This window comes from Micromonospora xinjiangensis (genome assembly GCF_056150165.1).
The window spans coordinates 51,147-69,481 of the sequence record NZ_JAXCFO010000009.1 but is presented as its reverse complement, the minus strand read 5'-3'; the positions used below and the strand labels follow the sequence as shown (position 1 = coordinate 69,481).

The 18,335-nt window shown below is 71.3% G+C and carries 13 protein-coding genes; 2 read left to right on the top strand and 11 right to left on the bottom strand.

Going from position 1 to position 18,335, the window contains the following annotated elements; translation table 11 throughout:
* Positions 1–11 precede the first annotated feature (11 nt).
* Positions 12–1,931: a helix-turn-helix domain-containing protein gene (locus SM573_RS26465; protein ID WP_474615087.1), complete on the top strand. Its 1,920-nt coding sequence runs from the start codon at positions 12–14 to the stop codon at positions 1,929–1,931.
* A gap of 128 nt (positions 1,932–2,059) precedes the next feature.
* Here SM573_RS26465 and SM573_RS26460 read toward each other — a convergent pair whose 3' ends face one another.
* Both SM573_RS26460 and SM573_RS26455 read right to left on the bottom strand, forming a co-directional pair.
* Complete coding sequence (locus SM573_RS26460; protein WP_474617317.1) at positions 2,060–2,668, bottom strand: TetR/AcrR family transcriptional regulator; 609 nt, start codon at positions 2,666–2,668, stop codon at positions 2,060–2,062.
* Between the two features lie 11 nt (positions 2,669–2,679).
* On the bottom strand, positions 2,680–4,245 hold the full coding sequence (locus tag SM573_RS26455; protein WP_474615061.1) for an MFS transporter: 1,566 nt from the start codon (positions 4,243–4,245) through the stop codon (positions 2,680–2,682).
* Positions 4,246–4,980: 735 nt separating this feature from the next.
* Between SM573_RS26455 and SM573_RS26450 the strand changes: the two genes are divergently transcribed.
* Positions 4,981–5,574, top strand: a complete 594-nt coding sequence (locus tag SM573_RS26450) for a hypothetical protein (RefSeq protein WP_474617316.1) — start codon at positions 4,981–4,983, stop codon at positions 5,572–5,574.
* Positions 5,575–5,802: 228 nt separating this feature from the next.
* Here SM573_RS26450 and SM573_RS26445 read toward each other — a convergent pair whose 3' ends face one another.
* From SM573_RS26445 to dnaE, 9 genes are all read right to left on the bottom strand, one after another.
* Positions 5,803–6,975, bottom strand: coding sequence for an acyltransferase family protein (locus SM573_RS26445; protein WP_474617315.1), 1,173 nt, complete (start codon positions 6,973–6,975; stop codon positions 5,803–5,805).
* Between the two features lie 55 nt (positions 6,976–7,030).
* Positions 7,031–8,344 carry a glycosyltransferase 87 family protein gene (locus tag SM573_RS26440; protein ID WP_474615056.1) on the bottom strand — a complete coding sequence of 438 codons (1,314 nt, stop codon included), beginning with the start codon at positions 8,342–8,344 and terminating at the stop codon, positions 7,031–7,033.
* Positions 8,345–8,525: 181 nt separating this feature from the next.
* Positions 8,526–9,539 (bottom strand): branched-chain amino acid ABC transporter permease, encoded by a 1,014-nt coding sequence (locus tag SM573_RS26435; RefSeq protein WP_474615055.1) that lies wholly within the window; start codon positions 9,537–9,539, stop codon positions 8,526–8,528.
* Positions 9,536–10,417 (bottom strand): branched-chain amino acid ABC transporter permease, encoded by an 882-nt coding sequence (locus tag SM573_RS26430; protein ID WP_474615054.1) that lies wholly within the window; start codon positions 10,415–10,417, stop codon positions 9,536–9,538. Before SM573_RS26430 ends, SM573_RS26435 begins: the two co-directional genes overlap by 4 nt.
* Complete coding sequence (locus SM573_RS26425) at positions 10,414–11,664, bottom strand: ABC transporter substrate-binding protein (protein ID WP_474615053.1); 1,251 nt, start codon at positions 11,662–11,664, stop codon at positions 10,414–10,416. Before SM573_RS26425 ends, SM573_RS26430 begins: the two co-directional genes overlap by 4 nt.
* 45 nt (positions 11,665–11,709) lie before the next feature.
* Positions 11,710–12,402 (bottom strand): ABC transporter ATP-binding protein, encoded by a 693-nt coding sequence (locus tag SM573_RS26420; RefSeq protein WP_474615052.1) that lies wholly within the window; start codon positions 12,400–12,402, stop codon positions 11,710–11,712.
* A complete protein-coding gene (locus SM573_RS26415) occupies positions 12,389–13,150 on the bottom strand; it encodes an ABC transporter ATP-binding protein (protein WP_474615051.1) in 762 nt (253 codons plus the stop codon). The genes SM573_RS26420 and SM573_RS26415 overlap by 14 nt, the downstream gene beginning before the upstream one ends.
* A gap of 280 nt (positions 13,151–13,430) precedes the next feature.
* The gene (locus SM573_RS26410; protein WP_474615050.1) at positions 13,431–14,471 is read right to left on the bottom strand and encodes an aminotransferase class V-fold PLP-dependent enzyme; all 1,041 of its coding nucleotides are present in this window, start codon (positions 14,469–14,471) and stop codon (positions 13,431–13,433) included.
* A gap of 211 nt (positions 14,472–14,682) precedes the next feature.
* Positions 14,683–18,216: a DNA polymerase III subunit alpha gene (gene dnaE, locus SM573_RS26405; protein WP_474615049.1), complete on the bottom strand. Its 3,534-nt coding sequence runs from the start codon at positions 18,214–18,216 to the stop codon at positions 14,683–14,685.
* Positions 18,217–18,335 lie beyond the last annotated feature (119 nt).

The window sequence follows — 18,335 nt, the reverse complement described above, 5'->3', positions numbered from 1 at the left end:
CCCCGCGCACAATGGGCGTCATGTCCTCGCCGGTGGAGTTCCTCGAACTGCTCGCCCGGGAAGCGGCGGCGGTGGAGTTCGAGGGGCCGCTGGTGGCCGCCCGCGCCGCCGGCCTCCCCGCCGACCAGCTCGCCGAGCTGGAGCAGGCGAAGACCGTGGCGTTGCGGGTCCGCGCGCTGCTGGAGCGCCGGCGCCGCCGGGAGATCGAGCTCTCCGGGTTGTACGACACGGCGAGCGACCTCGCCGGCCTGCGCGACCTGGACGACGTGCTGCGCGCCATCGTGCACCGGGCGCGGAACCTGCTCGGCGCGGACGTCGCCTACATGACCCTCAACGACGACGAGCGCGGCGACACCTACATGCGGGTCACCGACGGCTCGGTGTCCGCCCGGTTCCAGCGGCTGCGCCTGCCGATGGGCGCCGGTCTCGGCGGCCTGGTGGCCCAGTCGGGGGCGCCCTACGTGACGGCGAACTACGCCGAGGACGAACGCTTCCACCACACCGGCGAGATCGACGCCGGGGTGGGCGAGGAGGGGCTGGTGGCCATCCTCGGGGTGCCGCTGCGACTCGGATCGACCTCGATCGGCGTGCTCTACGCGGCCAACCGGTCGGCCCGGCCGTTCGCCCGGGAGGAGGTCTCGCTGCTGGTCACGCTCGCCGCGCACGCGGCGGTGGCCATCGACACGGCCCGGCTGCTCACCGAGACCCGCTCGGCGCTGGCCGAGCTGTCGGCGGCGAACACGACCATCCGGGCGCACAGCAGCTCGGTGGAGCGGGCCGCGTCCGCGCACGACCGGATGACCGCCCTGGTGCTGCGCGGCGGCGGCGTGGAGGACGTCGCGGCCGCGGTGACCGAGGTGCTCGGCGGCGCCCTGCTCGCGCTCGACGCCGAGGGGCGGCTGTTGGCGCGCGTCGGCGAGATCGACGAGCCGGACCGGGCGGACATCGTCGAGGCGGTCGCCGCGTCCCGCACCGAGGGGCGCAGCGTGCGCCGGGGGTCCCTCTGGTACGCCGCCGTGGTGGCCGGCGCGGAGAACCTGGGCGCGCTGGTGCTGCGCCCGGACGAGGAGCTCGTCGACGCCGACCAGCGGATCCTGGAGCGGGCCGCCCTGGTGACGGCGCTGCTGCTGCTCTTCCGGCGCACGGTGGCCGAGGCGGAGGGGCGGGTCCGTGGGGAGCTGCTGGACGACCTGCTCGCCCGGCCGCTGCGCGACACCGACGCGCTGCGCAGCCGCGCCCGGCGCCTCGGGGTGGACCTGGACGCCCCGCACGTGCTCGTGGCCGTCGGTGACGACGCGATCGCCGCGACCGGCTCGGCGCGGCAGCGGGTGCTCTCCTGGGCCACCACGTACGCCTCGACGCGCGGTGGTCTGGCCGCGGCGCGCGACGGCCGTGTGGTGCTCATGCTCCCGGGTCAGGACGCCGGCGGCAGCGCGCGGGCGGTGGCCCGGGACCTGTCCCGCGTGACCGGGCGGCCGGTGACCGCCGGGGCGAGCGGCCCGTCGACCGGGCCCGGGTCGCTGGCCACCGCGTTCCGGGAGGCCGACCGCTGCCTCACGGCGCTCGGGGCGCTCGGCCGGGCCGGCCAGGGGGCGAGCACGGCGGAGCTGGGCTTCGTGGGGCTGCTGCTCGGCGCGGTCGGCGACGGTGGCGACCGGGACGTGGAGCGCTTCCTCACGGCGACGGTGGGGCCGGTGGTCGACTACGACGCGCGGCGGGGCACCGCGCTCGTGCGGACGCTGGAGGCGTACTTCGGCGTCGGGGGGAGCCTGGCCCGGGCCGCCGAGCAGCTGCACGTGCACGTCAACACGGTGACCCAACGGTTGGAGCGGGTCGGGCAGCTGCTCGGCGCGGACTGGCAGAAGCCCGAGCGGGCGTTGGAGGTGCAGCTCGCACTGCGCCTGCACCGCCTGCGTACACCCGCCGGCTGAGCCACCGGCCGGGCCGCCGCTGCGGGCCGGCGCTCCGGTCGGGCCGCGCTGCTGGTCAGGCAGCGCTTTGGGTGACGCCGCGCCATCGGTGAGGCCGCGCCACCGGGCACGGCCACCGGACGGCGGCGTCAGCGGGCGCGGATGCCCTCCAGCACGGCGTCGACCACCCGTTCGGGCAACACCTGGTCGTCGAGCTCCGGATGCCAGCGCAGCACCCGCTGGATCAGCATCGGGCCGGTCAGCAGCGCCAGCGCGAGCTCGACGTCGAGGTCCTCCCGCAGCTCGCCGCTGCGGACACCGCGCTGGAGCACCTCCCGCACCCGGGCCCGACGGGGCTCGATGACGCCCTGGTACAGCTCGTACCGGTCCTTCTTGCGGTTCACCTCGGGCAACAGACAGGGAAAGATCTTCTCGGCGCGCGGGTCGGCGTTGCGCCCGACCCCGCCGAGCAGCAGCACCAGGTCGTCGCGAACCGAATGGCCGGCCGGCTCCGGCGGGACTCCCTTGAGGATTCCCAGCGCGTCCCGCAGCAGCGCGTCCTTGCCCGGCCAGCGGCGGTAGATGGTCGCCTTGCCCACCCCCGCGCGGCTGGCGATCGCCTCGATCGAGAGCGCCTCGATCGTGCTGCCCTCGGCGAGCAGGTCGAGGGTGGCATCGATGATCGCCTCGTCGGCGCGGGTGCTCCGCGGCCGCCCGGGCGACCGCGGAGCATCAGCAGGGGACGTCATGTCGGACATTGTCGCCGAACCTATGCGGTGCCGGCCAACTCCGGCTCGGTCACGGTGACGTCCCGCACCGGAGCCGAGGGCTTGCCCGGCAGCCAGCGCAGCGCCACGACGATGCCGAGCGCGGCCACCAGCGCCGAGAGCGCGGCCGCCCAGTGCATGGCGGTGAGGAAGGACTCGTTGGCCGCCGCGAGCAGCTTCGGCGCCGCCGGCCCGAGCTGGCCCGCCACGGCGTACGCCCCGGAGATCGACTCGTTCGCCGTGTCCCGGGCCTGGGCCGGCAGGCCCGCCAGGGCCGACTCGACGTCGGCGCGGTAGACCGCGGAGAGCACCGATCCGAGCACCGCCACGCCGAGCGCGCCGCCGACCTGGCGGATCGTGTTGCTGACCGCCGAGCCGACACCGGCCTTCTCCCGGGGCAGAGCCGACATGATCGACTCGGTGGCGGGCGGCATGATGTTGGCCATCCCGATGCCCTGGATGAAGTAGAAGACCAGCACGACCCAGATCGGGGTCGCCGCGTCGATGAAGGCGAACGCGCCCAGCGACAGCACGGTCAGCGCGAGGCCGACCGCCGCGACCGCCTTGCCGCCGTACCGCCGGACCATCGCCGCGCTACGCGGAGCGAAGATCAGCTGGGCGCCGGCGAAGGGCAGGAAGAGCAGGCCGGTCTCCAGCGGGCTGTAGCCGCGGACCAGTTGCAGGTAGAAGGAGCCGAAGAAGAGCACGCCCATCGCGGCGAAGAAGATCAGGCCGACGATGGCGACCGGTGCGGCGAACTGGGGCACCTTGAACAGCCGGACGTCCAGCGAAGGGTGCTCGCTGCGCCGCTCCACCGCCACGAACCACGCGAGCACCGCCAGGCCGCCCACGATCGCGGCCCACACCAGCGGCCGACCGAAGCCGTGCTCACCGCCGTCGATGATGCCGTACGTCAGCGCGACCAGACCCACGACGGACAGCACCACGCCGAACACGTCGACCCGGCCCGGGTTCGGGTCCCGCGACTCGGGGACCAGCAGGCTCACGAGGACCACACCGAGCACGATCACCGGCACGTTGATCAGGAAGACGGAGCCCCACCAGTAGTTCTCCAGCAGCGCGCCACCGAGGACCGGGCCGATGGCCACGGCGAGACCGACCGCGCCGGCCCAGACGCCGATCGCCCGGCCGCGCTCCCGGGGGTCGAAGACGTTCGAGATGATCGAGAGCGTCGCCGGCATGATCGCCGCGCCGCCGATGCCCATGAGGGCGCGGGCCGCGATCAGCTGTCCGGGGCTCTGGGCGTACGCGGACGCCAGCGAGGACAGGCCGAAGAGCACCAGGCCGATGAGCAGGAAGCGCTTGCGTCCGGCCCGGTCGCCGAGCACACCGAAGGTGAAGAGCAACCCGGCGAAGACCAGGGTGTACGAGTTGATCGCCCACTCCAGCTCGCCCTGGCTGGCACCCAGGCCGTGCACCGGGTCGGCGAGCGTACGCAGGGCGACGTTCAGAATCGTGTTGTCGAGGACGACCACGAGGAGGCTGATCACCAGCACTCCCAGGATCGCCCACCTCCTCGGGTGGCCTGTGTTGTCGCGGATCTCCATGTCCGGTTCCCCCCGGTTGCGCGCCCGCACAAATACGATACGGGACAGACTCGAAACGTCCGTCAGCCTACGACCGCAATTAACGATACGGAACCGATCCGTATCGTATGTGTCCGGCGTCACCCGCCGGCGCCGCCGTTGACCCACTGGTTCGGCGTCTCAAGATCCCCGCAGCTACCGGGAAGGTGCGGCCTCATCGGGCCGGTGAGGCAACGACATCCCTGAAGTTGCGCGATCTTGTGGTCTGCGGCGTGTGTCCGGTTCGGGATCTGGCGGTCGATACCCGGGTGGCCCGGTCTGGGCGGTTTCGGGGTGTGACCGGCGGCATCCGGGGGGTGGAATCGGTGGCGGGGTGGGGGCGTTGAACACCCCTGACGATCGAGGTAGCAGCCCCGGGCAGCCGATCAAGGGCCGCTCGAACCCGGGCTGCCGGACCCCGGAATGACGGCGGACGCCCGGTCGTTGCACACCAACCCCGGCGCGGTCCCGGGCCATCGAGGCCGACGGCCGGACCACCCCGGGAATGACGGCCGGCCCCCGGTCGTTGCACACCATCCCGGCGCGGTGAGGCCCCGGCCTCCCGACCGCCGAACCCCGGATATCGCGTGAACCCCCGGTTCGCGTGCCCAGAGACTTTCCCCCCTTGTTGTTCTGAGCGCCTGCTGGTGCTCGCGCCCGCACCCCCACCGTCCCCCCGGACGGCAGCCGGGCGCCTGACCCCCAAGGAGCTTTCCCATGAACACGATCATGCGTAAGAGCGTCCTCGGTATCGCTGGTCTCGCCTTCGCCGGTGGCATCATCGGCGGCCCCGTCGCCGCCCACGCCGCCACCCCCACCCCCGAGGTGAAGCCCGTCGCGGTGGTGCAGGCCGACAAGCCGGGCGTGGACACCAGCAAGCTGATCCCCCACGGCACCCAGGGCGCGCAGTCGCACATCGACCTCAACGACGAGCAGATCGCGAACGCCAAGGCGATCATCGCGGCGACGAAGAAGTCCGGCCTGGACGAGCGGGCCGCGGTCATCTCCATCGCCACCAGCCTGCAGGAGTCGAAGCTGGAGAACCTCGGTCACCTGGGTGACCGCAACGACCACGACTCGCTGGGCCTGTTCCAACAGCGCCCGTCCTCGGGTTGGGGCACGCCGGAGCAGATCACCGATCCGGAGTACTCCACGATGGCGTTTCTGAAGGGTCTGAAGCAGGTCGACGGGTGGCAGGACATGCCGCTGACCGACGCCGCGCAGACCGTGCAGGTGTCGGCGTACCCGGACGCCTACGCCCAGTGGGAACAGCAGGCCGCCGACCTCGTCGCCCAGCACTGGAACAGCTGACAACCCGCACAACCACAACCACAACCGCACACTGACACTGCTGGCCGGCACCCGAACCCGGGTGCCGGCCAGCGGCATGTCCAGGCGTCCACACCGACCGGCGGAGGGCCGGCCGACGACGTCTCCGGCGTTCCGCCGCGAGCCGACCCGACACTGCGAGATCCGCCCGGCCCCGGCGGGTCCCGCACGGGGGCCAGGGCCCCACTCAGGCCACGACCCCGTACGGCCTCAGGAGGTCGTCGTGCGCACCTGGCGCAGCGACGCGCTCAGCTGCCGCTTCATCCACCGGGCGGCGGGCCGCTCGACGAACCGGTGGATCAGCCAGGCGGCGACGAGCAGGCCGGCGATCAGCGCGGTGATCAGGACCCACGGCGACACGTGCGTCTGGAGCCGGTCGATGACGGCGAGCCCGACCGTCTGGTGGATGAGGTAGAGCGGGTAGGTCAGGGCGCCCGCCGTCGCGACCCAACCGGCCTTCACCCAGGCGAAGTGGTTCAGGGCCACCGCCGCCATGATGAGGAAGAGGACGGTCACGATGACCGCGGTCGGCGCGAAGGCGACGTCACGGGCCTTGGCGAGCCCGGGCAGTCGGGTGATCGCGATCAGCCAGGAGAGGCCGACGATCGACCACAGCAGCAGGTTCGAGCCGAACCGGTGGATGAGGTAGAGGGCGATACCCGCGATGAAGTAGCTCGAGTGGCCGGCCGCGACGACCGTGGTGAGACCGGTGTTGCCGAGCTTCGGCAGGACCAGTGAGGCGATGGTCCAGATGGCGCAGAAGGCGACGACCCGGCGGTAGGTGAGACCGCGCACGACGACCACGGCGAAGAGGACGTAGAAGATCATCTCGACGGTGAGCGTCCAGTACGACAGGTCGAGGTGCGGGATGCCGAGGAACTCCTGCATCATCGTCAGGTTCGCGACCACGTCGCGGGCCGGGACCTCACGGTCGCCGATCGGCACGGCCATGAGCACGCCGGCCGACAGCAGGACGGCCAGCCAGTAGGCCGGGTAGAGCCGCACGACGCGGGAGACGAAGAAGTCACCGAGGGATCGGCCCCACGTGCTCATGCAGATCACGAAGCCGCTGATGATGAAGAAGAGCTGCACCCCGAGGAAGCCGTACTTCGCGGCGCCGTGCACCGGGCCGAAGATGGCGCCGGCCGAGGGCTGCTCCCACGCCCCGATCTTGTCGCCGACCAGGTGGTACCCGACGACCATGAGAGCCGCGGCGAGGCGCAGGCCGTCGAGGACCAGCAGGCGCGGCCGCCGGCCGGTCCCCGAGCCCTCGGTGGCCGGCGCCGCCGGACCCGTCTGCGACGGCAGTTCGGTACGGGTCGCGGGGTACTTCGGCTCCGTCGGCAGCGCGGCCGTCGCGCGTTCGTCCATCGCCTGCGTCATCGACGCCTCCTGAGGGTCGTGGCGGTTCCGAACCGGGGTCGGCAGTAGCGAATGATCATGATTGGGCGACGCCGGCGGCCGGCACGGACGTCCGGCCGGCACGGTGCCGCAGGTACAGCCACAGCGCGGCGAGCACGAAGAGCACCAGCACCGGCGGCACGTAGGGATCGACCGCGAACCGCTGGAGCAGCCCGTCCAGGTGGCCCGCCTTCCAGATCAGGCCCCGGGGGACAAGCTCGCCCCTCCACCGACCCGGCCAGAGGAGGAACGGCAGAATCGCGCCGACCGCGACGGCACCGGTGACGACGCGCGCCACGACGCCCTGCGCGCGACGCACCAGGTCGACGAGCACGACGGCCATCGGCCCGATCCAGACCCAGTAGTGCGACCAGCTGACCGGCGAGATGAGGAGCATGGTGAGGGCCACGATCACGAAGGCCATGGCCTCCTCGCCCTGCCGCTGGAGCGCCGTCGCGAGGGCGAGGCCGGCCACCGCGACGACGACCACGGAGAGCATCCACCAGACGGTGTTCGCCTGGTCCGTCTCCAGCACTCGCGCGACGAAGCCCTGGAGCGACTGGTTGCCGCCGTAGCGCGGGCCGGAGGTCATCAGCACCCGGCTCGAGTCGAACGCCCGGCCGGCCAGCCAGTAGTCGAAGGAGCCGTGCGGCTGGATGATCGCGCCCAGGATCGTGAGCACGACGAACGTGCCCGCCGCCACGAAGGCGGCCCGGATCCGTCGCGTGAGCAGCAGGTAGACGACGAAGAGGCCGGGCAGCAGCTTGGTGGCGGTCGCGGCGCCGATGCCGATGCCCTTGAACCGGCTGCGGTCGGAGAGCGCGAGGTCCGCCACGACCAGGAGCATGACGAAGATGTTGATCTGGCCGAGGTCGAAGTTGCGGTGCAGCGGCTCGGTCCACAGCAGCACCCCGCCGATGGCGGCGACGAGGCCGAGACGACCGGGGGTGCCCTCGTACCGGAGGATCTTGGTGGTGAACCACAGGACGGCGAGCATGGCCAGCATGCCCAGCCCGCTCCACAGGTAGAGGGCGACACGGTCGTCGAACCAGGTCAGCGGGACCAGGAACGGCAGCGTGACGGGCGGATAGGTGTAGGGCAGGTTCAGCGTCGTGTACCCGAGCTGGTAGACCGGCTGCCCCTCCAGGAACGCGTGGGCCGCGCCGAGGTACATGTTGAAGTCCGTCGCGCGGAACGGGAAGTCGCGCACGAAGGCGACGTAGGCCGCCAGCGAGACGCCGAGCACGACCAGACCGGGGACGAGGAGCCAGTTCGGCAGGACGGTCCGCGGCCGAGCGGCTTGATCTGCCGGCACGTCGGCGGCGAACCGGCGGATACGCTGGATGACCATAGTGGCCTGGATCCTAGTCGGGTTTCCGTTTCGGTGTGTAACGGCCCCACCCGTGTTTCGTTACTTACGGTATTCGTGCCGTCGCTCACCGTAGGAGTGCGGACGGTTTGTCTCCACCGGCCGGAGGCGACCACGAGCGGCGCGGGGCCGCCCTGACTGGTCGCCTCCGGCGCTCGCCGGTTCACTTCCGGCGGGCGGCCCAGCGCCGGACGAGGTCGGCCGCGGTCCCCCAGATGCCGCGCCGGAACAGCAGCACGACGAGGACGAAGATGCCGCCGGTGACCAGCCCGATCGCCTCGAAGCCGGAGAACGACAGCCAGTCCTCCAGCCGTACGACGAGGGCCGCGCCGAGCACCCCGCCCCAGAGCGTGCCGATCCCGCCCAGCACCACGACGATGACCGCCTTGCCGGAGGTCGTCCAGTGCAGCACGTCGAGGGAGACGAAGCGGTGCCCGACCGCGAAGAGTCCGCCGCCCAGCCCGGCGATGAAGCCGGAGAGCACGAACGCGGTCAGCTTGTAGCGGTGCACGGGATACCCCAGCGCCCGCGCACGGGCCGGATTGTCCCGGATCCCGACGAGCACCCGGCCGAACGGCGAGTGCACGATCCGCCACGCGGCCGCCAGGCCGAGCAGCACCACCGGCAGGATGGCGTAGTAGAAGTAGTAGTCGTCGCTCAGGTCCAGCCCGAACAACTCCCGCGGCACGCCCTGCAGACCGTTCTCGCCCCGGGTGACCGAGCGCCACTCGTTGGCCACGTAGTAGACCATCTGCGCGAACGCGAGGGTCACCATCGCGAAGTAGATGCCGGTCCGCTTCACCGCCAGGTAGCCGATCGGCACGGCGAGCGCCGCGGCGGCGAGCGCCCCGGTCAGCACGGCGGCGGGGAACGGCAGGCCGGCGTGGATCGCGACGAGCCCCGTGACGTACGCGGAGGTGCCCCAGAACGCGGCGTGCCCGAAGGACATCAGCCCGGTGAAGCCGAGCAGCAGGTCCACGGCCACCGCGAAGAGCGCCCAGCAGAGGATGTCCACGGCCACCGCCGGGTAGAGCCCGTTGGGCAGCCAGAGCGCGGCGGCGAGGCCGACACCGAGCAGCGCGTACCGGACCCAGCCGGGCGCGCGGGAGACCGCGACCAGGCCGGACGGCGGCGCCGGGCGGCCCGCCTCGGCCGGGGTGTCGACGGTGCTGGTCATGCCGGCGCCTCCTCACGGCCGAAGAGCCCGGCCGGGCGCCAGAGCAGCACGACGGCCATCACGATGAACACGATCGTCTGGGAGACGATCGGGAAGTCCGAGAGGTACGCCTCGCCCCAGGCCTGCACGAGACCGATGCCGAAGCCGGCGGCCACCGATCCGAAGATCGAGCCCAGCCCGCCGATGACCACCACCGCGAAGACCACGATGATGAGGTCGGCGCCCATCAGCGGGTTCACGGCCCGCATCGGGGCGGCGAGCACGCCGGCGAGACCGGCGAGCGCGATGCCGAAGCCGAAGACGGGGGTCACCCAGCGCCCGACGTCGATGCCGAACGCCCGGGTGAGCTCCGGCCGTTCGGTGGCGGCGCGGACGACCATGCCCACCCGGGTCCGGGTCAGCACCCACCACACCGCGACGCAGACCAGCACGGCGAAACCGAGGATGAAGACCCGGTACGTCGGGAAGTCGAAGAGCCCGAAGTCGACCGAGCCGCTCAGGGCGGAGGGGGTGGCGTACGGGCTGGACTGGACGCCGTACCGCAGCTTCACCAGGTCCTGGAGGATCAGCGTGAGGCCGAACGTGAGCAGGAAGTTGTAGAGCGGGTCGAGGCGGGTGAGCCGGTGGATGAACGCGCGCTCCAGGGCCATGCCGACCAGCCCCAGACCGACCGGCATGATCACCAGCGCCGCCCAGAACGGCACGCCCGCCTCGGTGAGCAGCACGTACGCCCCGAACGCGCCGAGCATGTAGAAGGCGCCGTGGGCGAAGTTCACCACCCGCAGCATGCCGAAGATGACGGCGAGCCCGAGGGCGAGCAGGGCGTAGAACGCCCCGCTCACCAACCCGTTGAACGTGTTCTGCAGGAAGCCTGTCACAGCGTGCAGTCCGGGGACGGGGCGGCGAACGCCTCCGCCGCCGGAATGGTCTTCAGCACCTTCACGTAGTCCCACGGCTCGGTGACCTCGGCCTGCGGCTTGACCTGGGCCAGGTACGCGTCGTGCACGACCCGGTGGTCCTCGGCACGGATCTTGCCGTTGCGCAGGAAGACGTCCTCGACCGTCTTGCCCTCCAGCGCCTCGACGATGGTGTCGGCGTCGTCGGTGCCGGCCGCCTGCACCGCCTCCAGGTACTGGGTGGCGGCCGAGTAGTTGGCGGCGTGCGCGAACGTCGGACGGGCACCCGTCTCCTTCTGGAACCGGTCGGCGAACTCGCGGTTGCGCGCGTCGAAGTTCCAGTACCAGGCGTCGGTGTACGTGGTGCCGGCCAGCGCCGCCGGGGTCAGCGAGTGGATGTCGGTGAGGAACATGAGCCCCACCGCCAGGCCGACGCCCTTGTCGCGCAGCTTGAACTCGTTGTACTGCTTGACGACGTTCACCAGCTCGGCGCCGGCCTGCATGGTGCCGAGCACGTCCGGCTTCGGGTCGAGGGTCGGCGCCTTGAGCAGGAACGTGGAGTAGTCACCGGTGGTGTTCGGGAAGGGCGCGGCGTCCCGACCGACCACCTTGCCGCCGGCGGCCTCGATCGCGCGGGAGAAGCTCTTCTCCATGTCCTGGCCGAACTGGTAGTTCGGGTAGAGCACGTACCAGTTCTTGGCGCCCTGCTCGGTGGTGCTCCGGCCGGTGCCGTTGGCCAGCATGTACGTGTCGTACGCGTAGTGGAACGTGTACTTGTTGCACTTCGCGCCGGTGAGCGTGGTGGTCGCCGCGCCGATGTTGAAGTAGAGCTTCTGCTTCTCCTTCGCCACGTCGGCCACCTTCTCCGCGGCCGACGAGGTGGGCACGTCGAGGATGAGGTCGACGCCCTTGCGGTCGTACATCTCGGCGGCCTTGGTGTTGGCGATGTCCGGCTTGTTCTGGTGGTCGGCGGTCTCCACGGTGATGTTCTTCGTCACCGCCCGATCGCCGTGCTTGGCCTTGAAGTCGGCCACCGCCATCTCCACGGCCGTGACCGAGTTCTTGCCGGAGAGCTCGGAGTACGCGCCGGACTGGTCGTTCAGCACGCCCAACACGATCTTGTCGCCGGTCAGCCTCTGGTCGCCCCCCGACTGGGGGCCACCGCCGCCGCAGCCGGCGGCCAGCAGCACCACGGCCGACGCCGCGGCCACACCCACGGTCCTACGCATGCCTTTTCCCTCCATCCGCGCGTGACGCGCGGGTCAGCTCCGACATCAGATCCCGAGGTACGACAGCAGCTCGCGCTCCCGCGAGCGCACCTCGGAGTTGTCCATCGCCTCCACCACGCGCCCCTCGGCCAGCAGGTAGTGCCGGTCGGCGACGCCGGTGGCGAAGTGCAGGTTCTGCTCGACCAGGAGCACGGTCACCCCGTGGCGCTTGGCCTCGCGCAGCAGGTCGCCGACCTGCTGCACCAGCAGCGGGGAGAGCCCCTCGGTGGGTTCGTCGCAGAGCAGCAGCCGGGCGCCCATGCGCAGCACCCGGGCCAGGGCGAGCATCTGCTGCTCGCCGCCGGAGAGGTGCGTGGCCGCCGAGTCCCGCCGGGAGTAGAGGGCGGGGAACGCCTCGTACACCCGCTCCAGGGACCACGGATCGGGCCCGACGGTCGGCGGGAGCGTGAGGTTCTCGGCGACGCTCAGCGTGGCGTAGCTGCCGCGGTCGTCCGGCACCCAGCCGAGCCCGAGGCGCGCCCGCCGGTGCGCTGGTAGCCGGCCGACGTCCCGGCCGTCCAGCTCCACCGTGCCGCGCTGCCCCGTGTGCAGGCCCATGACGCAGCGCAGCAGCGTCGACTTGCCGGCGCCGTTGCGCCCGACCAGCGTGACGACCTCGCCCGCGCCGACGTCGAGGCTCGCGTCCCGCAGCACCCGCGCCTCGCCGTACCAGGCGGACAGGTTCTCAATGCGCAGCATCGGCGGCTCCCAGGTAGGCGGTGATGACCCGCTCGTCGGCGCGGACCTCGTCGTACGGGCCCTCGACGAGGACCTTGCCGGCCTGGAGCACGGTGACGGTGTCGGCGAGCCGGCCGACCACGCTCATGTTGTGCTCGACCATCACCACCGTCCGGCCCGCACGCACCCGGGCGATCAGCTCGACGGTCCGGTCGACGTCCTCCAGACCCATGCCGGCGGTCGGCTCGTCGAGCAGCAGCACCTTCGGGTCCAGCGCGAGCGCGATGGCCAGTTCGAGGGCCCGCTTGCGCCCGTACGCCAGCGCCTCGGCGGGCGCCCGGGCGAGTTCGGTGAGCCCGACCATGTCGAGCAGGTCGGCGGCCCGGTCGTGGTAGCGGCGCATCAGCTTCGCCGAACGCCAGAACCGCCAGCCCAGGCCGCTCGGCGACTGGAGCGCCAGCTCCACGTGCTCCTGTGCGGTGAGCTGGGGGAAGAGGCTGGTGATCTGGAAGGAGCGGGCCACACCGAGACGGGCCACCTGCTCCGGAGGCAGCCCGGTGACGTCCCGCCCGGCCAGCTCGATGCGCCCTCCGGTGGGGCGTAGGAACCCGGTGAGCAGGTTGAACAGGGTGGTCTTGCCGGCGCCGTTGGGGCCCACGAGGGCGTGGACGCTCTCGGGCGCGACGTCGAGGTCGACGCCGTCCACCGCCCGGAAGCCCCGGAAGTCGCGGGTCAGCCCGCGAGCCGACAGGAGCGCTTGCCCGGCCATCGCCATGTCCTCCGACGTCTCTCGGCGACGGTCGGATGGGTGACCGTGGTCACATGGCCGTCGCGTTCAGGAAACGTACGGCCGGCCACACGGGTCGATCCATGTCGATGGTCCACATATTCCCATGTGTCGAACCGGGTGCGGACACCACCCGGGGCGGTGGCGGCACCGAGGCGACAGGGTCACCTCCAACGACTGACACGCGTCGATGCGGGCTCACATGTGTGGCACCCACGGGGCCGGGCGCCCGTCCGGCGGGCCGCCGGACGGGCGGGACCGGTCAGCCCCGCAGGGCGTCGAGGGCCAGATCGACGTCCGCCTCCGTGGTGTAGAGGTGGAACGAGGCTCGCACCCGACCGGCGCGGACCGCGGCCCGCACGCCGGCCCGGGCAAGCTTCTCCTGCGCGCCGGGCACCTCGACGGTCACGATGGCGCTCTCCCCCGGCGGTCGGCCGAGCCCGGTGAGCAGCCGGTTGGCCAGCGCCACGTCGTGCGCGCGGACCGCCGGCAGCCCGACCTCCAACAGCAGGTCCAGCGCCGGAGCCAGGCCGACCCAGTTGAACCAGGCCGGGGAGATGTCGAACCGGCGGGCGTCGTCGGCCAGCCGCAGCGGCGGACCGTAGTAGGAGTCGTGCGGGTCGTCGCCGGCGTACCAGCCGGCGGCGTCGGGCCGCATGCGGTCGCGCATCTCCGGCGCGAGGTAGGCCAGGGCGACGCCGCGCGGCCCCATCAGCCACTTGTACGCCGCGGCCACGACCACGTCGGCGCGCGAACCGTCGAACGGCAGCCAGCCGGCGGCCTGGGTGGCGTCGACCGCGACGAGCGCGCCGTGCGCCCGGGCCGCGGCCACGATGTCGTCGTACGGGGCGATGGTGCCGTCGGCGGACTGCACGAGGCTGAACGCCACCAGGTCGGTGTCGGCGTCGATCGCGTCGACGAGCTTCGCGAGCGGCACGGTGCGCACCTCGACCCCGCGCACGGCCTGCGCCAGCCACGGAAAGAGGTTCGAGGTGAACTCGACCTCGGGCACCACGACGGTGGCGCCGGCCGGCAGTGCCGCCGCCACGGGCGCGAGCAGCTGGGAGGCGCTGGCGCCGATCGCCACGTCCCGCGCGGGCACGCCCCCGATCAGCTGGGCGAAGGCGACACGGGACCGGTCGACGGACTCGCCCCACCCTTCCCAGGATGTCCGCCCGACCCGCCAGTCGGCCAACGCGTCCTGCAACGCGGTCCAGGCCGGCTCGGGCGGCAGCCCGTAGCTCGCGGTGTTCAGCCAGCCGGGCTCCGGCTGCCACAGCTTCTGCGCCTCGTCGAGTTCCATGCGTTCGACGCTAGCCAGACCGGCGTCCCCCGTGGACGGCCAATCCGCCGTCGGCGGCCCGCGCCGCCCGCGGAGCCCAGCCACCGCGACCGCGGTACCACGCGGCACCGCCGCGGCGCGAGATCACGCTGGTTTACGGAAGTAGTGGCCTCGACCCGGTGCGGAGGCACCTACTTCCCTGAACCAGCGGCGCCACCAGCGCGTGGACTCGTCAGCTGACGTTCGCGGGGCCGAGGACGCTCTTCAGGTCGGCCATGAGCGCCGTGGTGGCGGCCACCCGGAACGGGCCGAGGCGCAGCGTGGTCGTCTTGCTGCCGTTGAGCAGCTTGACGTGCACCTCGGCGTCGCCCGGGTGCAGCACCAGGGTCTCCTTGAGGCGCTCGACCAGCGGCGGCGTGCAGCGGGTGACCGGGATGGTGAGCGTGACCGGCTTGTTCGCCGCGCTGGCACTGACGTCCGGCATGGACATGTCCATCGCCATGATGCGCGGGGTGTCGTCGCGGCGGTCGACCCGCCCCTTGACCACCACGATCGCGTCCTCGGCGATGTACTGCCCGATGACCTCGTAGGTGTTGGGGAAGAACAGCGTCTCCACTCCACCGGCGAGGTCTTCGAGGGTGGCCGACGCCCAGGCCCGGCCCTGCTTGGTGACCCGGCGCTGCACGCCGGAGAGGATCCCGGCGAGGGTGACCACCGCCCCGTCGGGCACGGCGCCCTCCTCGGCGAGCGCGGCGATGGTGGTGTCCGCCGCCGCGTTGAGGATGTGCTCCAGGCCGAACAGCGGGTGGTCGGAGACGTAGAGGCCGAGCATCTCGCGTTCGAAGGCGAGCTTGTCCCGCTTGTCCCACTCCCCCTCGCCGATCACCGGCATCACCGTGGTGCTGGTGCCCTTGTCGGCTTCGCCGAAGCCCGCGCCGAAGAGGTCGTACTGGCCGACGGCCTCCTTGCGCTTCACGTCCGCGTACGCGTCGATGGCGTCTGCGTGCACGGCGAGCAGGCCCTTGCGCGGGTGCCCCATCGAGTCGAACGCGCCGGCCTTGATCAGCGATTCGATGGTCTTCTTGTTGCAGACCACCGCGTCCACCTTGGACAGGAAGTCGTAGAAGTCGGTGTAGGAGCCCTTCTCCTCGCGGCAGCGCATGATGGCCGCCACCACGTTCGCGCCGACGTTGCGGATCGCCGCCAGGCCGAAGCGGATGTCCCTGCCGACCGGGGTGAACGGCCCGGCGGAGGTGTTCACGTCCGGCGGCAGCACCTGGATGCCCATCCGGCGGCACTCCGACAGGTAGAGCGCCATCTTGTCCTTGTCGTCGCCCACCGAGGTGAGCAGCGCGGCCATGTACTCGGCCGGGTAGTTCGCCTTGAGGTACGCGGTCCAGTACGACACGAGGCCGTAGCCGGCGGTGTGCGCCTTGTTGAACGCGTAGTCGGCGAAGGGGACGAGGATGTCCCACAGTGTCTGGATGGCCTCGTCGGAGTAGCCGTTGGCCCGCATGCCGTCGCGGAACGGCACGAACTCCTTGTCGAGGACCTCCTTCTTCTTCTTGCCCATGGCCCGGCGCAGCAGGTCGGCCTGGCCGAGGCTGTAGCCGGCGAGCTTCTGCGCGGCGCGCTGCACCTGCTCCTGGTAGACGATCAGGCCGTAGGTGGGACCGAGGATCTCCTCCAGGGGCTCGGCCAGCTCCGGGTGGATCGGGGTGATCTCCTGGAGCCCGTTCTTGCGCAGCGCGTAGTTGGTGTGCGAGTTGGCGCCCATGGGGCCGGGCCGGTAGAGGGCGAGGACGGCGGAGATGTCCTCGAAGTTGTCGGGCTTCATGAGCCGCAGCAGCGAGCGCATCGGCCCGCCGTCGAGCTGGAAGACGCCGAGCGTGTCGCCCCGGGCCAGCAGCTCGTACGTCGGCTTGTCGTCGAGCGGGAGCTGGAGCAGGTCGACCGTGCGGCCGTGGTTGCTCTCGATGTTCTTCAGCGCGTCGTCGATGATCGTCAGATTGCGCAGGCCGAGGAAGTCCATCTTCAGCAGCCCGAGCGACTCGCACGTCGGGTAGTCGAACTGCGTGATGATGGCCCCGTCGGCGTCCCGCCGCATCAGCGGGATGTGCTCGATGATCGGCTCGGCGGACATGATGACGCCGGCGGCGTGCACGCCGGTCTGCCGGATCAGCCCCTCGATGCCGCGCGCGGTGTCGATGACCTTCTTGACGTCCGGGTCCGACTCGTACAGGCCGCGGATCTCGCCGGCCTCCGCGTAGCGCGGGTGCTTCGGGTCGAAGATGCCCGACAGCGGGATGTCCTTGCCCATCACGGCGGGCGGCATCGCCTTGGTGATCCGGTCGCCCACCGCGTACGGGTAGCCCAGCACCCGGGCCGAATCCTTGATCGCGGCCTTCGCCTTGATCGTGCCGAAGGTGGCGATCTGCGCGACCTTGTCCTCGCCCCACTTCTCGGTGACGTACTTGATGACCTCGCCGCGCCGGCGCTCGTCGAAGTCGATGTCGACGTCCGGCATCGAGACCCGCTCCGGGTTCAGGAAGCGCTCGAAGATCAGGCCGTGCGGCAACGGGTCGAGGTCGGTGATGCCCAGGGCGTACGCCACGAGCGAGCCGGCGGCCGAGCCACGGCCCGGGCCCACGGCGATCCCCTGGCTCTTCGCCCACTGGATGAAGTCGGCGACCACGAGGAAGTACGACGGGAAGCCCATCTGGATGATGACGCCCAGCTCGTACTCGGCCTGCTTGAGGTGGGTCTCCGGCACGCCCCCGGGGAACCGCCGCTGGAGGCCCTTGAAGGTCTCCTTGCGGAACCAGGACTCCTCGGTCTCCCCCTCCGGGACCGGGAAGCGGGGCATGAGGTTGCGGAACTCGAACATGCCGGCCGGGTCGACCTTCTCGGCCACCAGCAGCGTGTTGCGGCAGCCCTCCAGCCAGATCTCGGACGAGTCGACGGCGCGCATCTCGTCGGCGGACTTGATGTAGTAGCCGCTGCCGTCGAACCTGAACCGGTTCGGGTCGCTGACGTTCGCCGCGGTCTGCACGCAGAGCAGCACGTCGTGCGCCTCGGCCTGCGCCTCGTGGGTGTAGTGGGAGTCGTTGGTGACCACCGGGGGGATGTCGAGCTTGCGGCTGATGTCGAGCAGCCCGTCACGGACCCGGCGCTCGATGTCGATGCCGTGGTCCATGATCTCCAGGAAGTAGTTCTCCTTGCCGAAGATCTCCTGGTACCTCGCGGCGGCCTTCAGCGCCTCGTCGTACTGGCCCAGCCGCAGCCGGGTCTGCACCTCGCCCGATGGGCAGCCGGTGGTGGCCATCAGCCCGTCGGCGTTCTCCGCGAGCAGCTCGGCGTCCATCCGCGGCCACTTGACGAAGAACCCCTCGGTGTACGACCGGCTGGTGAGCTTGAAGAGGTTGTGCAGGCCGACCTTGTTCCGCGCCCAGATGGTCATGTGGGTGTAGCCGCCGCTGCCGGAGACGTCGTCGCTCTTCTGCTCGGGCCGGCCCCACCGCACCCGCTGCTTGTGGAAGCGGGACTCCGGCGCCACGTACGCCTCGATGCCGAGGATCGGCTTGACCCCGGCGGCCATCGCCTGCTTGTAGAAGTCGTTCGCGCCGTGCATGTTGCCGTGGTCGGTCATCGCGACCGCCGGCATGCCCTGCCGGCTGACCTCGGCGAACAGGTCCTTGAGCCGGGCCGCTCCGTCGAGCATCGAGTACTCGGTGTGTACGTGCAGATGCGCGAACGAATCGCCCATGCGTGGCGCCCCCCAGCTGTGGATCTTGCGCGGTCGGAGCCGACCGGGACCCACCCTACCGAGGTCAACTCCGGGGCTCCACCGTCCGCGCCGAGACCCGTGGCCTTCGTCTCGCTCAC